This window comes from Arthrobacter sp. MW3 TE3886 (assembly GCF_041262145.1).
In the GTDB taxonomy this organism is placed as follows: Bacteria; Actinomycetota; Actinomycetes; order Actinomycetales; family Micrococcaceae; genus Arthrobacter.
In genome coordinates, this window is the sequence record NZ_JBGCAN010000001.1 from 356,007 (window position 1) to 374,494 (window position 18,488).

The 18,488-nt window shown below is 69.4% G+C and carries 17 protein-coding genes and 1 pseudogene; 14 read left to right on the plus strand and 4 right to left on the minus strand.

The features are described from left to right. Entirely contained in the window at window positions 1–861 is an 861-nt protein-coding gene (locus ABH915_RS01710) for an amino acid ABC transporter ATP-binding protein (RefSeq protein ID WP_370117111.1), read from the minus strand. Beyond that, a complete protein-coding gene (locus ABH915_RS01715; RefSeq protein WP_370117114.1) occupies window positions 858–1,949 on the minus strand; it encodes an amino acid ABC transporter permease in 1,092 nt (363 codons plus the stop codon). Before ABH915_RS01715 ends, ABH915_RS01710 begins: the two co-directional genes overlap by 4 nt. A gap of 240 nt (window positions 1,950–2,189) precedes the next feature. Here ABH915_RS01715 and ABH915_RS01720 point away from each other — a divergent pair, with 240 nt between their 5' ends. The 3 genes from ABH915_RS01720 to ABH915_RS01730 all read left to right on the plus strand — a co-directional run bounded on the left by ABH915_RS01720 (window position 2,190) and on the right by ABH915_RS01730 (window position 5,540). Further along, on the plus strand, window positions 2,190–4,229 hold the full coding sequence (locus ABH915_RS01720) for an FAD/NAD(P)-binding protein (RefSeq protein WP_370117117.1): 2,040 nt from the start codon (window positions 2,190–2,192) through the stop codon (window positions 4,227–4,229). After that, window positions 4,226–4,816, plus strand: a complete 591-nt coding sequence (locus ABH915_RS01725; RefSeq protein ID WP_370117119.1) for a GNAT family N-acetyltransferase — start codon at window positions 4,226–4,228, stop codon at window positions 4,814–4,816. Before ABH915_RS01720 ends, ABH915_RS01725 begins: the two co-directional genes overlap by 4 nt. Before the next feature lie 148 nt (window positions 4,817–4,964). Beyond that, window positions 4,965–5,540, plus strand: a complete 576-nt coding sequence (locus tag ABH915_RS01730; RefSeq protein WP_370117122.1) for a LacI family DNA-binding transcriptional regulator — start codon at window positions 4,965–4,967, stop codon at window positions 5,538–5,540. Between the two features lie 6 nt (window positions 5,541–5,546). Here ABH915_RS01730 and ABH915_RS01735 read toward each other — a convergent pair. After that, window positions 5,547–6,612 (minus strand): annotated as a pseudogene (locus tag ABH915_RS01735) (bile acid:sodium symporter family protein). Window positions 6,613–6,849: 237 nt separating this feature from the next. Between ABH915_RS01735 and ABH915_RS01740 the strand changes: the two are divergent. Both ABH915_RS01740 and ABH915_RS01745 read left to right on the plus strand, forming a co-directional pair. Beyond that, on the plus strand, window positions 6,850–8,370 hold the full coding sequence (locus ABH915_RS01740; RefSeq protein ID WP_370117125.1) for a SulP family inorganic anion transporter: 1,521 nt from the start codon (window positions 6,850–6,852) through the stop codon (window positions 8,368–8,370). A 144-nt stretch (window positions 8,371–8,514) separates the two neighbouring features. Further along, the gene (locus ABH915_RS01745; RefSeq protein WP_018774978.1) at window positions 8,515–8,799 is read left to right on the plus strand and encodes a DUF1540 domain-containing protein; all 285 of its coding nucleotides are present in this window, start codon (window positions 8,515–8,517) and stop codon (window positions 8,797–8,799) included. 176 nt (window positions 8,800–8,975) lie between these two features. Here ABH915_RS01745 and ABH915_RS01750 read toward each other — a convergent pair whose 3' ends face one another. Further along, window positions 8,976–10,082: a GTP pyrophosphokinase family protein gene (locus ABH915_RS01750; protein ID WP_370117129.1), complete on the minus strand. Its 1,107-nt coding sequence runs from the start codon at window positions 10,080–10,082 to the stop codon at window positions 8,976–8,978. A 306-nt stretch (window positions 10,083–10,388) separates the two neighbouring features. Here ABH915_RS01750 and ABH915_RS01755 point away from each other — a divergent pair, with 306 nt between their 5' ends. From ABH915_RS01755 to ABH915_RS01795, 9 genes are all read left to right on the plus strand, one after another. Continuing rightward, window positions 10,389–11,186 (plus strand): alpha/beta hydrolase, encoded by a 798-nt coding sequence (locus tag ABH915_RS01755; protein ID WP_370117132.1) that lies wholly within the window; start codon window positions 10,389–10,391, stop codon window positions 11,184–11,186. Between the two features lie 161 nt (window positions 11,187–11,347). Beyond that, window positions 11,348–12,721 carry a Na+/H+ antiporter NhaA gene (gene nhaA / locus ABH915_RS01760; protein ID WP_370117135.1) on the plus strand — a complete coding sequence of 458 codons (1,374 nt, stop codon included), beginning with the start codon at window positions 11,348–11,350 and terminating at the stop codon, window positions 12,719–12,721. Window positions 12,722–12,860: 139 nt separating this feature from the next. Further along, window positions 12,861–13,163, plus strand: a complete 303-nt coding sequence (locus tag ABH915_RS01765; protein WP_018774974.1) for a rhodanese-like domain-containing protein — start codon at window positions 12,861–12,863, stop codon at window positions 13,161–13,163. Between the two features lie 30 nt (window positions 13,164–13,193). Continuing rightward, window positions 13,194–14,555, plus strand: coding sequence for a rhodanese-like domain-containing protein (locus ABH915_RS01770; RefSeq protein ID WP_370117138.1), 1,362 nt, complete (start codon window positions 13,194–13,196; stop codon window positions 14,553–14,555). A gap of 102 nt (window positions 14,556–14,657) precedes the next feature. Next, on the plus strand, window positions 14,658–15,611 hold the full coding sequence (locus ABH915_RS01775; protein ID WP_370117141.1) for a carbohydrate kinase: 954 nt from the start codon (window positions 14,658–14,660) through the stop codon (window positions 15,609–15,611). Between the two features lie 13 nt (window positions 15,612–15,624). Continuing rightward, window positions 15,625–16,137: a YbhB/YbcL family Raf kinase inhibitor-like protein gene (locus tag ABH915_RS01780; protein WP_370117144.1), complete on the plus strand. Its 513-nt coding sequence runs from the start codon at window positions 15,625–15,627 to the stop codon at window positions 16,135–16,137. Between the two features lie 175 nt (window positions 16,138–16,312). Beyond that, on the plus strand, window positions 16,313–17,131 hold the full coding sequence (locus ABH915_RS01785) for a Cof-type HAD-IIB family hydrolase (protein WP_026539538.1): 819 nt from the start codon (window positions 16,313–16,315) through the stop codon (window positions 17,129–17,131). Window positions 17,132–17,293: 162 nt separating this feature from the next. Beyond that, the gene (locus ABH915_RS01790; protein ID WP_018774969.1) at window positions 17,294–17,557 is read left to right on the plus strand and encodes a hypothetical protein; all 264 of its coding nucleotides are present in this window, start codon (window positions 17,294–17,296) and stop codon (window positions 17,555–17,557) included. Window positions 17,558–17,644: 87 nt separating this feature from the next. Then, complete coding sequence (locus tag ABH915_RS01795) at window positions 17,645–18,487, plus strand: glycerophosphodiester phosphodiesterase (protein WP_370117149.1); 843 nt, start codon at window positions 17,645–17,647, stop codon at window positions 18,485–18,487. Window position 18,488 lies beyond the last annotated feature (1 nt).

The following is an 18,488-nucleotide window of genomic DNA, read 5'->3' on the forward strand; positions in this document are numbered from 1 at the left end:
TTAGATGTTGAAAGCGGGTTCGATGACTTTGGAGAAGAAGCTCCGGGTGCGTTCTTCGCGCGGGTTGGTGAAGATCTCCCGGGGTGTGCCTTGCTCGACGATCTGGCCCTGGTCCATGAACACCACCGTGTCGGCGACGTCGCGGGCGAAGCCCATCTCATGCGTGACGATGATCAGCGTGGTGCCGGACTTGGCCAGCTCGCGGATGACGTCGAGGACCTCGTTGACCAGTTCCGGGTCCAGGGCCGAGGTGGGCTCGTCGAAGAGCAGGATCTTGGGGTCCAGGGCAAGCGCCCGTGCGATCGCTACGCGCTGCTGCTGGCCGCCGGACAGCTGGCGCGGGTAGGCGCCGGCCCGGTCCTTCAGGCCCACCCGGTCCAGCAGTTCCAGCCCGCGTTCGCGGGCCTCGGCCTTGGAGAGCCGGGGCTTTCCGGCCCGCGGCGCGACGATCGGTGCCTCGGTGACGTTTTCCAGCGCGGTCAGGTGCGGGAAGAGGTTGAAGTTCTGAAACACCATGCCGATCTCGGTGCGCTGCTTCAGGATTTCCTTTTCGCGCAGCTCGTGGAGCCGGCGCCCGCGGACCTCGTAGCCCACCAGCGTGCCGTCGATCGCGATAAACCCGGCGTCGACCTTTTCGAGGTGGTTGATGGTGCGCAGGAGGGTGGATTTGCCGGACCCGGACGGTCCGACGATCACGGCGACACCGCCGGGCTCGACCGTCAGCGTGATGCCCTTGAGGACTTCCGCGGCGCCGAAGGACTTGCGGACCTTGGTGATCTCGACCAGGCCGCGGGTGGTTTCGGCGTCTGTGGCGGTGGCCGCGGACGGGGTTTTGGCGGCCGTGCGGAGTGCGGTGCTCATCGGGTGCCCCTTTCCTGGCTTGTTTCCCGGGTGGCGGGCGTATGGATGGCGAGGAATTTGCGGGCCTTCTGCAGCGGTGTCAGGGGCAGCGTGCGGACGGCGCCCTTGGAGTAGTGGCGCTCGATGTAGTACTGGAACACGCTCAGGACCGAGGTGATGACGACGTACCAGAGCGTTGCCACGAGCAGCAGCGGCAGGACCTGCTGGGTCCGGTTGTAGATGACCTGGACGGTGTAGAACAGCTCGGAATAGGCCAGGACGTAAACGATCGAGGTGCCCTTGACCAGGCCGATCACCTCGTTGAAGGCGGTGGGCAGGATGGCGCGCATGGCCTGGGGCAGGACGATCCTGGTGGAACGCCGCCAGGCCGGAATGCCCAGGGCGGTTGCGGCCTCGAGCTGGCCCTGGTCCACGGAGAGGATGCCGCCGCGGATGATCTCGGCGGAGTAGGCGGCCTGGTTCAGGGTCAGGCCGAGGACCGCCGCGGCGAACTGGCTGATCAGGGTGGTGGTCTGCGCCTCGAAGAAGCGCACGTCCGTGAAGGGGAGCCCCAGGCTGATTTTCTCGTAGAGGTAGCCCAGGTTGTACCAGAGCAGCATCTGCACCAGCAGCGGCGTGGACCGGAAAATCCAGGAGAAGGTCCAGGAGACGGAGACCAGCAGGGGCGACGCGGAGAGCCGCATCAGCGCCAGGATGAACCCCAGGATGAAGCCGAGCGCCCCGGAGATCGCCGTCAGCTTCAGGGTCTCCAGCAGGCCGGTCACAATCGACTGCGCGGTGAACCATTGCGCCACCACGCCCCATTCCCAGCGCGGATTGGTGGCCAGGGACCAGGCGATGCCGGCCACGCCCACGGCTACGACGGCGGTGCCCACCCAGCGCCACGGGTGGCGGGCCGGGACCAGCCGGTAGTCGGCGTAGTCGGTTGCGGCCTTGCAGCCCGCCGAACCGGTACCGGCGGGTGCAGTCTCGCCGCCGGGTACGGCCCCGGGTACGGCCCCGGCCGGTGCGGTCTCGGGTGCGGATTCGATGCCGGCGGACGCCGGCTCCGGGGCGGACTGTGCCACCGGGGTTGCTGTTGAACTCATGTGCCACCTCGCTTCTTCCAGTTGCTGTGGGGTAGTTGGCTGCCAATCTAGGGGCCGCCGAAATCGCCCGGCAAGGCGCCAAGTTGCATACGTTCACGCGGGTTCGCACTGCGTCACACGACGAATTCTTGCCTCGATTTACGCCGCGTTACGCGGGGTGAACGGCCGTGAACAGCGCCTCGACCGGCCCCAATTCGGGTGCCTAGCATGAGGGCTCCGCACCCGAGCCAGGAGACCGTCATGCCAGTGAATGCCCCATCCGTGGTCCTCATCGGCGGCGGCCCGCGCACGGCCGGGCTGCTGGAACGCCTCGCCGCCAACCGGCCGGAGCTGCTCGCCGGCGCGCTCCAGATCCACGTCGTGGAGCCGCATACCCCGGGCGCCGGCAGGATCTGGCGCTACGAGCAGCATCCCGGGCTGATGCTCAACTCCGCCGCGGCGGACGTCACGATGTTCACGGATGCCTCTGTCCAGTGCGAGGGACCCGCGATCGACGGCCCCGGCCTGGCAGAGTGGGCCGCCGGGGTCCTGGACGGGTCCATTGCGGATGTCCCGGAACTCCCGCCGGAACTGCGGCGACAGCTGGGCGCCCTCACCGGTGCCACCTTCCCCACCCGGCAGCTGCAAAGCTTCTACCTGGAATGGTTCTTCCGCCGCTCCGTCGCCGCCCTCGGACCGGACACCACCGTCACCGTGCACCGGGACACCGCGTCCGCCGTCGAGCCTGTGCAGCATGAACCTCAACGCGAGCCGGAACAGGGACTGCAGCCGTGCCCCGAACGGGGTCCGGAACGCTACCGCGTCCGGCTGGCCGGCGGCGCGGTGCTGCACGCCGACGTCGTCATCGCCTCCCTGGGCCACACCGATGCGCTGCCGGACCAGGAGTCCGCCGCCTGGGCCGGTTTTGCCGCCCGGCACGGCGGGTTCCACGCGGCACCCAGCTACACCACCGACGTCGACTACTCGCCCCTCGCCGCCGGCCAGGACGTGATTGTCTCGGGCATGGGCCTGGCCTTCGTGGACCTGCTGGTCCTGCTCATGGAGGGCCGCGGCGGCAGGTTCGAGGAGCTGCCCGACGGCGCCCTGCGCTTCCTGCCCTCCGGAGACGAGCCGCGGTTGTGGGCCGGGTCCCGCCGCGGTGTGCCCTACCACTCCAAGATCACATCCGCCCTGCGCGGCGATGCTGCGGGGGATCCGGCGTTCTTCACCGCAGACGCCGTCGCGGCGCTGCTGGAGGTGCCGGGCGAACTGGACTTCCGCGCCCAGCTGTGGCCGCTGATCGCCAAAGATGCCGGTTACGCGTACTACCGCGAGCTGTTCACCGGCTACCCCGGGCGGGTCCGGATGGGCTGGCAGGAATTCGCCGAACGGTTCGCCGCCGCGGACTGGTACAGCCAGGACCGCCGGCGGCTGGTCTCCGAGTCCGTCCCTGACGCAGGGCTCCACCTGGACCTCGAACGGCTGGACCGTCCGTTCGCAGACCGCGTTTTCGCGGGCCACGCGGACTTTCAGGCCGCGGTGGCGGCGCACATTGACCGCGACCTTGACCTGCGCACCGGACCGGACCATTCGGAAACCCTGGCCCTGTTCACTTCCCTGCTGAAGTCCTACATGGACCTGGGCCGGCTGGTGCCATCCGAGCGGCTCAATGCGCGGTCGCAGCAGGAGGTCCAGGGCTGGTGGCACGGCTTCTTCAGCTTCGTCGATTCCGGGCCGCCGCCGCGCAGGCTGCGGGAAATGCTGGCGATCCACCGGGCCGGTCTGCTGCAGTTCATTGGCCCGGGGCTGGAAATCGAGGCCGCGGAGTACTCGGGCCGGTTTGTCGCCCGCTCGGCCCAGTCCGGGATCACCGTGTCGGCGCCGGCCCTGATCGAGGCCCGGCTCCCGGCGCCGTCGGTGGCCCGTTCCGCGAACCCGCTGCTGCGCCAGCTGCACAACTCCGGTCTCGGCACGGAGCAGCAGCTCTTGACCGCGGACGGCACGCACGCGACCGGACGGCTGCTCGTGTCGGCCCGCAACGAGCTCATCAGCCCGGTGGGCGAGCGGCGCGAGCGGCTATTCGGCGTCGGGCCCGGCACCTCCGGCTGGGGCGCGGGCGCCTTCGCCCGGCCCCGCAGCAACGCCGCGCCGTTCCGTGAAAACGACGCCCTGGCCCGGCGCATCCTGAACCTGCTGGCGGACCCCATCAGAGGTCAAGCGGACAACAGCCAGGCCAACAACGATCCAGCGGACGCCAGCCAGGCCGTGCCGCAGGCAGCCGCCGGAAAGGACCCGTCATGACCCCTGCACCACTGCACACCCCGCCCGTGGACACCCGGTCGGTGGGTGCCCGGGCTTTGGACAAGTCCAGGCTGACGGTCCTGAACCTTCCCATGAGCGATCCCAGGGTCTGTCCGCTCCTGGATGAGCTCGCGCTCGAATACGACACCCGCTACGGCAACCTTTTCGGCCGGGGAGCCGCCGCGGAGGAACTCAACCGCTACCCTGCCGAGGAATTCGCCGCGCCGGGCGGCGCCCTGTTGATCGTGCGCGAGAACGGCGAATCCGTGGCCGGCGGCGCTTTCCGCCGGCACGGCCCGCAGACCGCCGAGTTCAAGCGGATCTGGACGCACTCGGCGCATCGGCGCCGCGGACTGGCCCGGCTTGTCCTCACCGAGCTGGAAGCACTGGCCGGCCGCCGCGGCTACCGGAAGGTCTACCTGACCACCGGCCCGCGCCAGCCGGAGGCGAAACACCTCTACCTGAGCACCGGTTACGAGGCACAGTTCGACCTCTCCGCCGACCCGGAAACCATCGGGCCACTGGCATTCACCAAGGACCTGCCCACCGCAAACCCCAACCCCAAACACCAACGCGGGGTCACTTAGCGCCCATCCGGGGCGGCGCGACCGGCGCTAAGTGACCCCGCGTTGCTTGACCGGTGCTTCGGGCTAGAGTTCACCCAGGGGGTCTGCCCTACAACAACGTTTTCATGAGCCGCCGCGGACCCGGCGGAGAAGCAGCCGGGAGTCATCAGTGCGGCCTGGATCCACGCCCACCATCCGCGATGTCGCGCGGACGGCCGGGGTTTCCCTGACCACCGTCTCCTACGTGCTCTCCGGCCGTTCCGGCGGCACCACCCGGATCAGCGAGGCCACCCAGGACCGGGTGCACGCCGCGGTCCGCGAACTTGGCTATGTGGCCAACCGTGCCGCCCAGGGAATGCGCCGGGGCAGGACGGAGCTGGTGGCCGTGGCCGTCGCGGACCTCGAGCAGCCCCGGGACAGGGCCATCGCCGCGGCGCTGGCCAGGATCCTGCCGGAGCACGGCTACCAGGCGGTCATCCTGCTGGGCGGGAGCTGGCGGCAGTTCATGCTCTCCGGCGGCGCCGACGGCGTGATCCACGCCAGCGCGCCGGAGACGGACGACGATTCCGGGGCCATGGCAGAGCTCGCCGGCCGCGGCACGCCCCAAGTGCTCATCACGGACGACGCCGGGGCCGGCAGCCTCGCCGTCCGGGACGGACACGATGTGGTCCCCGCCGGAACGGAGCCCCCCGAAATCCTGGCCGGGCGCGCCGTCACTTTGCTGCTCGAACAGCTGCGGGGCTAGGACCCCTTAGGCTTTCAGCGCGGCGGCCTCCGGTGCCGTGTCCTGCGGTGCCGCGTTCTGCGGTGCCTCCCGGATCGGACGCCGGGCCAGCCACGCCGCCACGATCGCGCCGGAGACGTTGTGCCACAGGGAGAAGACGGCCGACGGCAGGGCCGCCAGCGCGCCGAAGTGAGCCGTCGCGAGGGTGGCGGCGAGGCCGGAATTCTGCATCCCGACCTCGAAGGCGAGGGCCCGGCGCGCCTTGTCATCCAGGCGCCCCAGCTTGCCGGCCAGGTAGCCCAGGCCCAGTCCGAAGCCGTTGTGGAGCACCACGGCCAGGAACACGATGCCACCCGCGGCGACAATCTTGCTGGCGCTGCCGGCCACCACGATCGCCACGATCAGGGAAATCACGACGGCGGAGGCCCACGGCAGCGCCGGCAGGACCCTGGCCACAAGCTTCTTGAGGAAGAGGCGTGCCAGCAGGCCGGCGATGACGGGCAGGAGGACGGTCTTGACGATGTCCTGGACCATGCCGCCGGCGTCGATGCTCAGGTACGAGCCGGCCAGGAACAGCACCAGCAGCGGCGTCACGATCGGGGCGATCAGGGTGGACACGGAGGCGACGGCCACGGACAGGGCGACGTCGCCCTTGGCGAGGAACGCCATCACGTTGGAGGCGGTGCCCGACGGCGCGCAGCCCACCAGGATCAGGCCCACCGCAAGTTCCGGCTCAAGGTGGAGGCCGACGGCGATCAGCCACCCGGCCCCCGGCATGATGACGTAGTGCGCCACGATTCCCAGAGCCACTGCCCAGGGGCGCTTGGCCACCGAGGCGAAATCGGGCGGCGTCAGCGTCAGGCCCATGCAGAACATGATGATGCCCAGCAGGAAGGGCACGCTGGGGGCGAGGGGTTTGAACGTCCCGGGGAGAAGGAAGCCGGCGAGCCCGGCCACCACCACGAGGATCGGGAAGACCGTCACCCGCGATGCGGGCAATCTTTGCCTCGGCGGCGAGGGCGGGATTGGCCGGGACGTCGGCGGCAGCGCCCGAGTCCCGGGCGGTATTCGGAGTTTTAGTTGCCTCAAGCATCCAAGAATGGTGCCACCGGCGTCCACGGGGTGGCCACTTCGTGACCACCTGTCGGACAAATATGTCAGATTTTAGCGGCGGCCGGCGGCCGGCGGCGGAGCGGCTTGGGTAGGCTTTGAGGAGCGGGCGAGCTCCTCACGGCAAGCTCCCTGCCCTGCCCGGTGCGACGCAGCGCCCCCACATTCTTTGAACTCTGAAGGCGTCGTTGTGCCTTCTTGACCACGAACGGAGCCAGCAATGGCCGTCAAAACCGCCGGGGACGCTCCCGCCTTCACGCCCGAGCAGCTGCAATCGGTCCGGGGCGCCTTGATGTCCCCGCGCCGGCTCAAGACCGAGGTCCTGGGCGGACTGGTCGTGGCCCTGGCCCTGATTCCCGAGGCGATCGCCTTCTCGATCATCGCCGGAGTCGATCCGCGGATCGGGCTCTTCGCGTCCTTCACGATGGCGGTGACCATCGCCTTCGTCGGCGGGCGCCCGGCGATGATCTCGGCGGCCACCGGCGCCGTCGCCCTGGTGACCGCGCCGCTGGTGAAGTCCCACGGCCTGGATTACCTTGTGGCGGCGGTGATTCTGGCCGGTATTTTCCAGATCGTCCTGGGCCTCTCCGGCGTGGCCAAACTGATGCGCTTTATCCCGCGCTCGGTGATGGTGGGCTTCGTCAACGCCCTGGCCATCCTGATCTTCATGTCGCAGGTGCCCGAGCTGATGGGCGTTCCCTGGCTGGTCTACCCGCTCACCGCGCTGGGCCTGCTGATCGTCTTCGGCCTGCCCAGGCTCACCAAAGCCGTCCCCGCACCCCTCGTGGCCATTGTGGCCCTGACGCTCATCACGGTGACGGCCGCCGTCGTCGTTCCCACAGTGGGGGACAAGGGTGCACTGCCGGACTCGCTGCCCTCACTCTCCCTTCCCAACGTGCCGAACACGTTCGAAACGCTGCAGGTCATCTTCCCGTTCGCACTGGCCATGGCCTTCGTGGGTCTGCTCGAATCCCTCATGACCGCGAAGCTCGTGGATGACATCACGGACACGCGTTCAGCCAAGACCCGCGAGGCCTGGGGGCAGGGTGTGGCAAACATCGTCACCGGATGCTTCGGCGGCATGGGCGGCTGCGCCATGATCGGCCAGACCATGATCAACGTCAAGGCTTCCGGCGCCCGCACCCGGATCTCCACGTTCCTGGCCGGCGTTTTCCTGCTCATCCTCGTGGTGGCCCTCGGAGACGTTGTGTCCCTCATTCCGATGGCCGCGCTGGTGGCCGTCATGATTTTCGTCTCGGTCGCCACCTTTGACTGGCACAGCATCCGCCCGGCCACCCTCAAGGCCCTGCCCAAGAGCGAAACCGCGGTCATGGCGGCGACGGTGGTGGTCACCGTTGCCACGCACAACCTGGCAGTCGGCGTCGGCGTCGGCGTACTTGTCGCGATGGTCCTGTTCGCCAGGCGGGTGGCCCATTTCGTCACGGTCGAGCGCTCCGTGACGGAGGACGACGGCGGCCGGGCCACGTATCGCGTGGACGGCGAGCTGTTCTTCGCCTCCTCGAATGACCTCTATACCCAGTTCGAGTACGCACTGGACCCGGAACGCGTCGTCATCGACATGCGCGATTCCCACCTGTGGGACGCCTCCACGATCGCCGCTTTGGATGCCATCACGGAGAAGTACCGGCAGCACGGCAAGAGCGTCGACGTCGTGGGCCTGAACCAGGCCAGCGCCCTGATGCGCGAACGCCTGGCCGGCAGGCTCGGCGCCGGGCACTAGCTGTAACTCCCACGGACAACTGGCAGGCACCCGTCCGGGCCGGTATTAGGTCATGCGTTTGGGTCTTTTTGTTTGCCTGGGTGCGGCCTACGGTGGATTTACGGCGCCGCCCGTCCGGGGTGGCCGGAGCTTGGAGGAAATCCAATGACGACGCACGTAGCCGACTGCAGCGTGAGCAATTGCTCCTTCAATGACCACTCGCACTGCAACGCGGCCGCCATTACCGTCGGCGGCGCCGCAGATCACGCCTCATGCGCGACCTTCATCGACATCGGGGTGCACGGCGGGCTCCCCAAGGTGCTGGCCGACGTCGGCGCCTGCCAGCGTACCGAGTGCACCCACAACGACCATCTGATGTGCAAGGCGTCCGAAGTTCACGTGGGCCCGGGGGTCGACAACGCCGATTGCCTCACCTACGCCCACGCGTAGGCCGCACCCGCCGTCCGCGCCCATCGAAGATCCGCCCCGCTGGCGCTGAAATCCACCACTCTGGGGTCCGGCGCCCGGCGTGTCGGGCCGAACCGCCGGTGAGTCCCGGCGTCGCTGGTCCAAAGGCGGGGAGAATCGGTGGAGGCCGGGGGCAGAGGCAGTTGCAGGCCGGCGCGCTAGCCCTGGGTGAGCCGGTACCGTTCGATCTGCTTGAGCCGCCGCTGGAGGCTGTCGCGCCGGGGGTGCGGGACGGCGTCGGCCGGCTCGGCGGTGAGCTCGATGTGTTCGGTGCCGTACTGCCACAGCAGCAGGTCATCGAGCAGCCGGTCCGGGCCCGGTGAGTAGCGGTGGTCCAGGGCCTTGCGGACCTCGGTGATCCTGTTGGCGCTAAGCAGCCCGGCGAGCTGCATGGTCTGGTTGAGGCCGTGTGCGGCCATGAGCTCCGCGGCCCAGCCCCAGTCGTCGTCGACCTTCCGGTCCACGTGCGGCAGCAGGGTCCGCCAGACGTCGCGGATCCGGTTGGGGGTCAGCGGCGCGGCACCCTCGCCGTCCATATCCCAGTAGCCGCGGACCTCCTCATAGCGTTCGTGCAGGTCCGAGAACGCGCTCTCCACGGTCTCCAGCATGGCGGCCGTGGCGGTGAACTGGCGGTCGAAGTGCGGGGTCCAGGCCCGCGGGTCTTCGGCCTTGAAGCGGATGTCGTGCTCGATCTCGCTCCAGGCGTGGGCGAAGACCGTCCGGATCTGGCACTCGAAGAAGTAGCTGCCATTCGGCGCGACGTCCGGGTTGAAGGCCAGCTGGTAGTCCTTGACGGCCTCGTTCTGGATGGTCCGCAGGATCAGGTGCCGGCTGGAGTAGCCGTACGTGCCGGACTCGATCGAGCCGATGTCCTTTTCGCGGTCCCCCCGGCAGTCAAAGAGCTGGCGCTGGCGCTTGATCAGATTGGCCACCACCGCGTTTTCCGCCGGCAGCTTGGTGATCACACGGATTCCCACCATGTCATTCAGGGTCCGGAACGGGTCCGGGAACTTCAGCACAGGTGGACCGCCCGGCTCCAGCGGTTTCTCCGTGCGGGAAATCTTCTCGCGGAACGATTCAACGGTCTTGGTGCGTCCGGTGACGAACAACGGCGTGACCTCGGTGTCCTTGAGCATGGTCCGCAGCGTGAGCAGCACCTCCCGGGTGACCAGCTTCAGGGCAGGCCGGACCCGCTCGTACAACTCCACGTTCTCCTGCACGGAATCGCGCAGGCTCACGTCCAAACGGTCCCAGTTGCTCGCCATGGCTCCAGCTTACGGCGCACCACCGACACCGGACCGCAGGCGGTCACCGCCGGGCATGCCCGCCGGCATTTCCGCACCAGCGGCACCGGCCCGCAGGCAGCCGGCACCGGGCGCCGCCACGAGGCGGTGTGCAAGGGCGCTGCAGAGGCGGCGTGCAACATGCTGGGCCTGCGCGGGGCCGCTTGGTGCCCAAGGTAGGCTCAGCACATGGCTGAAATGCGGCGGCGGACTATGATCGCGGCCGCAGCGGCGGTGACTCTGGGGGCAGTCTCCGCCGCCTGTTCACCGGGCCCCAAGGAGGACGCTGTGAAGAGGCACAAGTACCAATATGGCGAGGACCCCAGCCAGTGGGGGGAGCTCTTCCTCCCGGAGGTTGCCGCCCCCAAGGGTGTGGTGGTGGTGATCCATGGCGGGTACTGGCGTTCGCAGTACGGCGCAGAACTGGGGGAGCCCCTCGCCAAGGACCTCGCCGCGCACGGCATGGCAGCCTGGAACCTGGAGTACCGGCGGGCCGGCAACGGCGGAGGCTGGCCCAACACGTTCGCCGACGTCCTGGCCGGAATCGACAAGCTCGGTGAACTCGCCGGCGAGCACGGGCTGGGACTGGACCGCGTGGTGGCCCTTGGCCACTCGGCCGGCGGCCACCTCGCCGTCTGGGCGGCGGGACGCAGCCGGCTCGCCGGGCTCGGAGCCCCGGACGCGGACCGCCAGCTGATGCGGCGCGGCGACGACGACGGCGCGGTGCAGCTCACCGGCGTCGTTAGTCAGTCGGGGGTGCTCAACCTCGCGGCCGCCGAGCGGCTCAACCTCAGCAACGGAGCCGTCAGCAACTTCCTGGGCGGCTCGTCGGAGAAATATCCCAAACGGCATAAATTTGCGGACCCCATGAGCGCGGTGCCGCTGGGCGTGCCCGTATATGCCGTTCACGGCACGGAGGACGATACCGTCCCCGTGAGCCAGTCCGAGACCTACGCCGGAGCAGCCAAGGCTGCCGGTGCGCCCGTCCAGTTGCTCAAGGTCCCGGGCGACCACTTTGCACTCATCGATCCGAAGGCGCCCGCGTACCGGAAATGCCGTGAACTCGTGCAGCAGCTGCTGGTCTGAAATCCGGGCGTCGCCAGGCCGGCCCGCCCGCCCCGCCCGCCCGCCCCGCCTGCCGGCGTCCCTGACGGCATCCGCTGGCCGGCGAAAGCGAATAGACTGGAGCGCAGGTGCGCCGGGAAGTCTGGTCGGCATAGTTCCGTCGACCCCATTTTGAGGATCCCATGAGCGCCCTGCCCCCTTCGCCCACACCCCCTTCACCGCATCCGCCTTCGCCGCCCCGCCTCACCATCTTCGGCCGGGGCAGCTACGCCGAGGCCCTGCGGATCGGCGAGATCCTCCGCAAGGAAACCGTGGGCGGCGCGCTGCTGGTCGCCGCGGCGATGGCGGCCCTCATCTGGGCCAACTCCCCGGCCTCGGAAAGTTACTTCGCACTGCGCGACTTCACCGTCGGCTACGCGCCCTGGCATCTGGACCTGAGCCTGGGCGCCTGGGCCGCCGACGGCCTGCTGGCCATTTTCTTCTTCCTGGTGGGGCTCGAACTCAAGCGCGAGTTTGTCGCCGGCGACTTGCGCCAGCCGAGCAAATCGGTGGTTCCGGTGGCCGCCGCCGTGGGCGGTGTGGCCGTTCCGGCACTCATCTACGCGGCCGTCAACCTCTCCGGTCCCGAGACACTGCACGGCTGGGCCATTCCCACCGCCACTGACATCGCCTTCGCCGTCGCGGTGCTGGCGCTGATCGGTTCCCACCTTCCCAGTGCGCTGCGGATCTTCCTGCTGACCCTCGCCGTCGTGGACGACCTCCTGGCCATCGCCATCATCGCGATCTTCTACACCAGCGAACTCCACCCCGAGCCGTTCCTGCTGGCCCTGCTCCCGCTGGGCCTCTACACGTTCCTGGCGCACAAATACCGGCGGTTCTTCGGCACGCACGCAGCGGCAGCCTGGGTGATCCTGCTGCCGCTGGGCTTCGCAACGTGGGCACTCGTGCACGCATCAGGCATCCACGCCACCGTAGCCGGGGTCCTGCTCGGATTTGCCATTCCCGTCAAACGTTCGGAGGCCAGCGGCGGGCCTGAAGCCGGCCCGGGCCTGGCGGAGATTTTCGAACACCGGTTCCGCCCGATCTCGGCCGGGATCGCCGTCCCGGTCTTCGCGTTCTTTTCCGCCGGGGTGGTCATAGGCGGCTTGCAGGGCCTCGGCGCCGCCCTGACGGACCCCGTGGCCGTGGGCATCATCGTGGCCTTGGTTGCCGGGAAGCCGGCCGGGATCCTCGGCACCACCTGGCTCATCACCAAAGTCACGCGGGCGCGCCTGGACGGGTCCTTCAAGTGGATCGACGTCTTCGGCCTCTCGATCCTGGCCGGCATCGGTTTCACGGTCTCGCTGCTGCTGGCCGAGTTGAGCTTCGGCCAGGGCACTGCGCATGAAGACCGCGCGAAGGTAGGGATCCTCGCGGCCTCCCTGCTCGCCGCGCTCCTCGCCACCACGGTGCTCCGGACACGCAACCAGCAGTACCGGCGGGCGGAGGAGGCCGAACAGGTCGACTCGGACCACGACGGCATCCCGGACGTCTACCAGCAGGGCCGCCCAGACTAGATTGGCAGGCCAGGCCGACGGGCTATATTTGGAGGTGTGGCGGGAGGGGCCGTCCGGAGGGTCATGATACCCCAAGGGGTATCATGATTGAGCTGGAATACGCGCGCCGGGCCGTCTGGCGCCCGCGAAAGGAACAGGCATGAAGAGCATTTCCGTCAAGGACCTGGCCGCCCTGGGCGACGCCACCGAAATCATCGATGTCCGCGAGGAGGACGAATACGTCGCCGTCCGCGTTCCCGGCGCCCGGAGCATCCCGCTCTCACGGTTTGTCCAGTCCCTCGCCGAGGTTCCGGCCAGCGGCACGGTCTACGTCATGTGCGCCGCCGGGGGCCGCAGCGCCCAGGCCGCCACCTACCTGGAGGACCAGGGATACGACGCCGTCAACGTCACCGGCGGGATCATGAAGTGGCAGGACGAGGGACACCCCGTCAACCGGGGCTGACCTTAACGGGCTGACCTCACCGGAGGGACCATGGAAGTCATCGTCATCGAGACCCCGCAGCTCGGGGACCGCAGCTACCTGGTCCACGACGGCTCGGTGGCGCTGGCGATCGACCCGCAGCGCGACACGGACCGCATCGAGGCGGCCGCCCGTGACGCCGGGGTAGCCATCACGCACGTGGCCGAAACGCACATGCACAATGACTACATCACCGGCGGGCTGATCCTGGCCCGCGCCCACGGCGCAAGCTATCTCGTCAACGCCGCCGACGCCGTCGGGTTCGAGCGAACTCCCGTCACCGACGGCCAAACGGTCCGCGTGGGCTCGCTTACGGTCAGGGCGGTCGCCACGCCGGGCCACACGCATACCCACCTGTCGTTCATCGTGGACGACGGCGCGAAGCAGGCCGTCTTCTCGGGCGGCAGCCTGCTGTACGGCTCGGTGGGCCGCACGGACCTTGTTGCCGAGGCGGACACGGTTGGCCTGACCCACGACCAGTACGCCTCGGTCCGGCGCCTCGCCGCCGAGGCCGGCCCTGACGCCGCGCTGTTCCCGACCCACGGATTCGGCTCGTTCTGCTCCTCCGGACCCGCCAGCGGCGCCCGGTCCTCAACCATCGGCGAGCAGCTCGCCGCAAACCACGCCCTGACGGACCCCGATGAGGGCCACTTCGTCCGCCAGCTCATCGCCAACCTCACGGACCACCCCTCCTACTACGCGCACATGAGTCCGGCCAATTTCCGGGGCCCGGGCGCTGCGGAGCTGGCCGTTCCGGCATCGCTCGATGCCGCCGAACTCACCCGGCGCCTGGACGCCGGCGAGTGGGTGGTGGACCTGCGCCGGCGCGTGGCGTTCGCCAACAGCCACCTGAAGGGCAGCGTCAGTTTTGAGTATGGCTCCGGCTCCAGTTTCACCACCTATCTCGGCTGGGTGCTGCCGTGGGCCGAACCGCTGACCCTGGTGGGCTCGCGGGAAGACATTGAGAGCGCCATCCGCGACCTCTCCCGGATCGGCATCGAATCCCCCGACGCCGCCGTCGGAACCGAGCCGCACGCCCTCGCCCCGCAGGCCGGCCTCGCCTCCTACCCGCGCGTGGGCTGGGACGGCGTGCTCGCCGGCCGGGCGCCCGAGGACACCGTGCTGGACGTGCGCCGGGCCGACGAATTCGCCGCCGCCCGCGTGGTGGGCGCGGTCAACCTGCCACTGCACGAGCTGTTGCTGCGCCTCGGGGACATTCCCGCCGGGAAACTCTGGGTGCACTGCAGTTCCGGGTACCGTGCCGGGATCGCCGCCAGCCTCCTGCAGCGGGCGGGCCGGGACGTGGTCCACATCGACGCCAGGTTTGCCCACGCCGCCTCCGCCGGGATCGCGCTGGACACCACCGCGGCCTGAGCGCCGGCGGCCCGGCATCGCCGGTAGCGGCGCCAGCACGCCGAACGCGGGCGGTGCGCGCAACACACGGCACCGGAGCGCATTCTCTGGCAGAGTATGGTCATGCTCACAGTTATTGGCGAGGGGCTGGTTGATGTAGTCCAGCGGTCCTCCGGCGTCCAGGCCCATGTCGGCGGCAGCCCCCTCAACGTGGCGGTGGGTCTGGCGCGGCTGGACCATCCGGTCCAGTTCATCGGCCGCTACGGGCGCGATGCTTATGGTGAGGCCCTGGCCGCGCACCTGAAGTCGAGCTCCGTGCTGCTCCCGGTGGGACCCGACGAGCTGCCCACCAGTGTGGCCGCCGCCCTGATCGACGACGCCGGCGCCGCCACCTACACGTTCGACCTCGCCTGGGAGCTTCCCGGCGTCGCGGCGCGCCTGCCGTTCCTGCTCCAGGGAACCACGCTGCTGCACACCGGTTCGATCGCCACCATGCTGGCGCCCGGCGCCGCCGAGGTGTTTGCCGCCGTCGAGCGTGCCCACCCGTCCGCCACCATCAGCTTCGACCCCAATTGCCGTCCCAGCATCATCCCGGACGTGGACTACGCCCGCGGGCAGGCCGAAAAGTTCGTGCGCCTCGCGGACGTTGTGAAGGCCTCCGACGAGGACCTCGAATGGCTCTACCCGGGGGTTGACCCACTGGACTCGGCCCGCCGCTGGCAGGCGCTGGGCGGCTCCGAAGGGCCGGCAATGGTGGTGGTGACCCGCGGCAGCAAGGGGCCATGGGGCATCAACGCCGCAGGTGAGGCGCAGTTCCCCGCCCCCGAGATCAGCGTCGCCGACACAGTAGGGGCCGGGGATTCCTTCATGGCCGCGCTGCTGTCCGGCGTGGTGGATCTGGGCCTGGACGGGGCACAAAACCGCAAGGGCCTGCGCGAACTCTCCGCCGAAAGCCTCCGCGATCTCCTCGCCCATGCCTCCCGGGCAGCGGCGGTCACCGTGTCCCGCGCCGGCGCCAACCCGCCCACGCGCGCGGAGCTGGCACGGATGGAAACGGGGGCCCAGCCCCTGCAGTGAGTGAAAGGCAGCCATGACACGCCACGAGGTTCCGATGTTCCCCGTCCGCAGTGAATCTTTCGCGGACGGCCAGACGCTCCCGGCCGCCCAGCGCAGCGGCAAAATGCGCGCCGGCGGCCAGGACGAATCCCCGCAGCTGAGCTGGAGCGGCGTCCCGGCCGGCACCAAGGGCTACGCCGTGACCATGTTCGACCCCGACGCCCCGGGCCGCGGCGGCTTCTGGCACTGGGCCGTGCTGGACATCCCCGCCGACGTCACCTCGCTGCCGGCAGGAGCGGGCGCCGAGGGCGGCAGGCTCCTTCCCCCGGGTGCCATCCAGTTGAAGAACGACGGCGGGTTCCACGGCTACCTGGGCGCCGCGCCGCCTCCCGGACACGGACCGCACCGGTACGTCATCACCGTCCACGCGCTCGACATCGCACCCTCCGGACTCAACGAGCACACCGCTCCCGGCAGCCTGGAAGCGAAGCTGTCGCGGCACACCCTGGGCCGGGGAACGCTGACCGGCATCTTCGAACGTCACTGAGCCCGCCCCCGCCCGCCGCCACCCGCCGCCACCCGCCGCCGTCGTCGGGCTCGCCGGAACCTCTCCAGTTCGCCGTGATTGTCCGGCGAATCCGACGCGGTCCGGCGATCTCGGCGCACACCTCGGCGAATGCTGCCGCGAGGGCCGACCGTCTTGGCGCACGTAGACTGGCACTATGCGGCTGGTAGCAAGTGACATTGACGGAACGATCCTCGGCCATGACGGCAAAATCAGCGGCCGGACCGTCCGCGCGTTCCACGCCTGCCGCGACGCCGGGCTGGAACTGGTGTTCGTCACCGGACGGCCGCCGCGCTGGCTCCACCCCCTGCAGGACCAGCTGGGGCACACCGGAACGGTCATCTGCTCCAACGGCGCCGTCGTGTGGGACCTCGAGGCGGACCGCCTGCTCTCGGCGCGGACACTGGAGCTCGACGCCATGTTCGAGGTCCGCCGCATCATCAAGCGGCTGCGTCCGTCCGCGCTGTTTGCCGCCGAAACCCTGACCGGCTTCCACCTGGAACCGGGCTTCATCGAAAACGGCTCGAGCGAATTGCTCGCGGAATTCACCCCGGCCCCGCTTCACACCACCCTCACCGAGGGTGACGCCGTGGCGAAGTTCCTGGCCATTGTCCGCGAAGGGACCGCCGACGAGTTCCTGGCCGAGGTCACGCCCGCGGTCGCCCATCTGGCCGCCGCGACGCACTCGGCGCCGAACATGGCCCTCCTGGAGCTCTCCCTGCCCGGCGTGAACAAGGCCGTCGCCCTGGCTGAATATGCGGCGTCCCTCGGCATCGGCGCCGCGGACGTGGTGGCATTCGGGGACATGCCCAACGACATCGAGATGCTTCGCTGGGCCGGGCACGGCTACGCGATGGCCAGCGGCCACCCGGAAGCGATCCGGGCCGCCGGCAGGCAGGCCCCGCACTTCGACGACGACGGCGTCGCCCAGATCCTCGAGTCCAAGCTCGCCGAACTCGGCGTCCGGCTGCCCTAAAACCCGGCTCAGTTCCCCGGCCCTCGTCCCCGGTCAGGTCCCCACACCCGCCGGCTCAGTTCCCGCGGTCACCGGATTCCCAGCGAACGGCCAACTGGTGTTCACCTTGGCCTCCTAGGCTGGAAGCTCGCGACGAAACGTTTGACCGATAGTGGGGACATCATGGCCAGGCACCGCATCAACAACACAGACGAACAGCCCCTGCACCCGGCGGAACCGGACCGGCACTGGAGGCAGTTGCGCCAGGGCGACCGCGTCAGCGTCCGGCTCGCCCCGGGCTTTGAGACCGGCGGCCTTGTGGACGCCGTGACGGCGGACCATAGCGTGGTCTGGGTCGACCTCGACGGCGGCCGCGGACGCACGCTGCTGCACTGCAGCGACGGCGTCGAAATCCGCCAGCAGACTCCTGACACCCCGTCCCGCTGAGGCCCGCTACCCCGGACCCGATGAGCCCGGCCGGCCCACCCGGTCCAACCCCATGCCGTCAGATCGAGGCTCCGGTACGCTTCAGGAGTGACTGACCTGCACCCCTACTTCGCCCCTCGCGGCAATGGCGACGGTGCCCCGGAGGGCGCCGCTGCCCGGGCCCCGGGCGGCTCCCGGGCGCCGCTGGCGCTGGCCCACCGGGGCTTCTCGCTGGACGGGCTGGAGAACTCGATGGCCGCGTTCCGCGCCGCCGTCGACCTCGGGTTCCGGCATCTGGAGACGGATGTGCACACCACGGCCGACGGCGTGTTGGTGCTCTTCCACGACAAGACCCTGGACCGGATCACGGAGGGCCGGGGCCAAATCGCGGACCTTCCGGCCGCAACCGTTGCCCAGGCCAGGATCGGCGGGACCGAACCGATCCCGCGGTTCGATGAGCTGATCGCTGCCTTCCCGGACGTCCGGCTCAATATCGACGTCAAGGACTGGAACTCCGTGGGCACCCTGGCGTCGGCGATCGAACGCCACGGACTGCACGACCGCGTGCTGGTGGCCAGTTTCTCGGACCGGCGCCGCCGGGCAGTGCTGAAGCAGCTGAGCCGTCCCGCCGCCAGCTCCGCCGGCATCGTGTCCAACGCCGTGTTCGTCCTGCTGGGCCCCGTGCTGCCGACGCCGCTGATGTCCGCCGTGGTGCGCCGGGCACTGCGCGGAGTCCACGCCCTGCAGGTCCCCGTCCGCTACGGCGCCGTGCCCGTGGTGACGCCCGGCTTCATCCGGCGGGCACACCGGCACGGGCTGCAAGTCCACGTGTGGACAGTCAACGAGCCCGCGGAAATGCACCGGCTCCTGGACCTTGGCGTGGACGGGATTGTCACGGACCGCGCGGACCTGCTCAAGGCGGTTCTCCAGGAGCGCGGGACCTGGTCCTGAA

Excerpts from the sequence above, each read along its gene's own strand:
- ABH915_RS01710 (WP_370117111.1), bottom strand. The coding sequence starts at position 861 with ATGAGCACCGCACTCCGCACGGCCGCCAAAACCCCGTCCGCGGCCACC.
- ABH915_RS01715 (WP_370117114.1), bottom strand. The coding sequence starts at position 1,949 with ATGAGTTCAACAGCAACCCCGGTGGCACAGTCCGCCCCGGAGCCGGCG.
- ABH915_RS01720 (WP_370117117.1), top strand. The coding sequence starts at position 2,190 with ATGCCAGTGAATGCCCCATCCGTGGTCCTCATCGGCGGCGGCCCGCGC.
- ABH915_RS01725 (WP_370117119.1), top strand. The coding sequence starts at position 4,226 with ATGACCCCTGCACCACTGCACACCCCGCCCGTGGACACCCGGTCGGTG.
- ABH915_RS01740 (WP_370117125.1), top strand. The coding sequence starts at position 6,850 with ATGGCCGTCAAAACCGCCGGGGACGCTCCCGCCTTCACGCCCGAGCAG.
- ABH915_RS01745 (WP_018774978.1), top strand. The coding sequence starts at position 8,515 with ATGACGACGCACGTAGCCGACTGCAGCGTGAGCAATTGCTCCTTCAAT.
- ABH915_RS01750 (WP_370117129.1), bottom strand. The coding sequence starts at position 10,082 with ATGGCGAGCAACTGGGACCGTTTGGACGTGAGCCTGCGCGATTCCGTG.
- nhaA (WP_370117135.1), top strand. The coding sequence starts at position 11,348 with ATGAGCGCCCTGCCCCCTTCGCCCACACCCCCTTCACCGCATCCGCCT.
- ABH915_RS01765 (WP_018774974.1), top strand. The coding sequence starts at position 12,861 with ATGAAGAGCATTTCCGTCAAGGACCTGGCCGCCCTGGGCGACGCCACC.
- ABH915_RS01770 (WP_370117138.1), top strand. The coding sequence starts at position 13,194 with ATGGAAGTCATCGTCATCGAGACCCCGCAGCTCGGGGACCGCAGCTAC.
- ABH915_RS01775 (WP_370117141.1), top strand. The coding sequence starts at position 14,658 with ATGCTCACAGTTATTGGCGAGGGGCTGGTTGATGTAGTCCAGCGGTCC.
- ABH915_RS01780 (WP_370117144.1), top strand. The coding sequence starts at position 15,625 with ATGACACGCCACGAGGTTCCGATGTTCCCCGTCCGCAGTGAATCTTTC.
- ABH915_RS01785 (WP_026539538.1), top strand. The coding sequence starts at position 16,313 with ATGCGGCTGGTAGCAAGTGACATTGACGGAACGATCCTCGGCCATGAC.
- ABH915_RS01790 (WP_018774969.1), top strand. The coding sequence starts at position 17,294 with ATGGCCAGGCACCGCATCAACAACACAGACGAACAGCCCCTGCACCCG.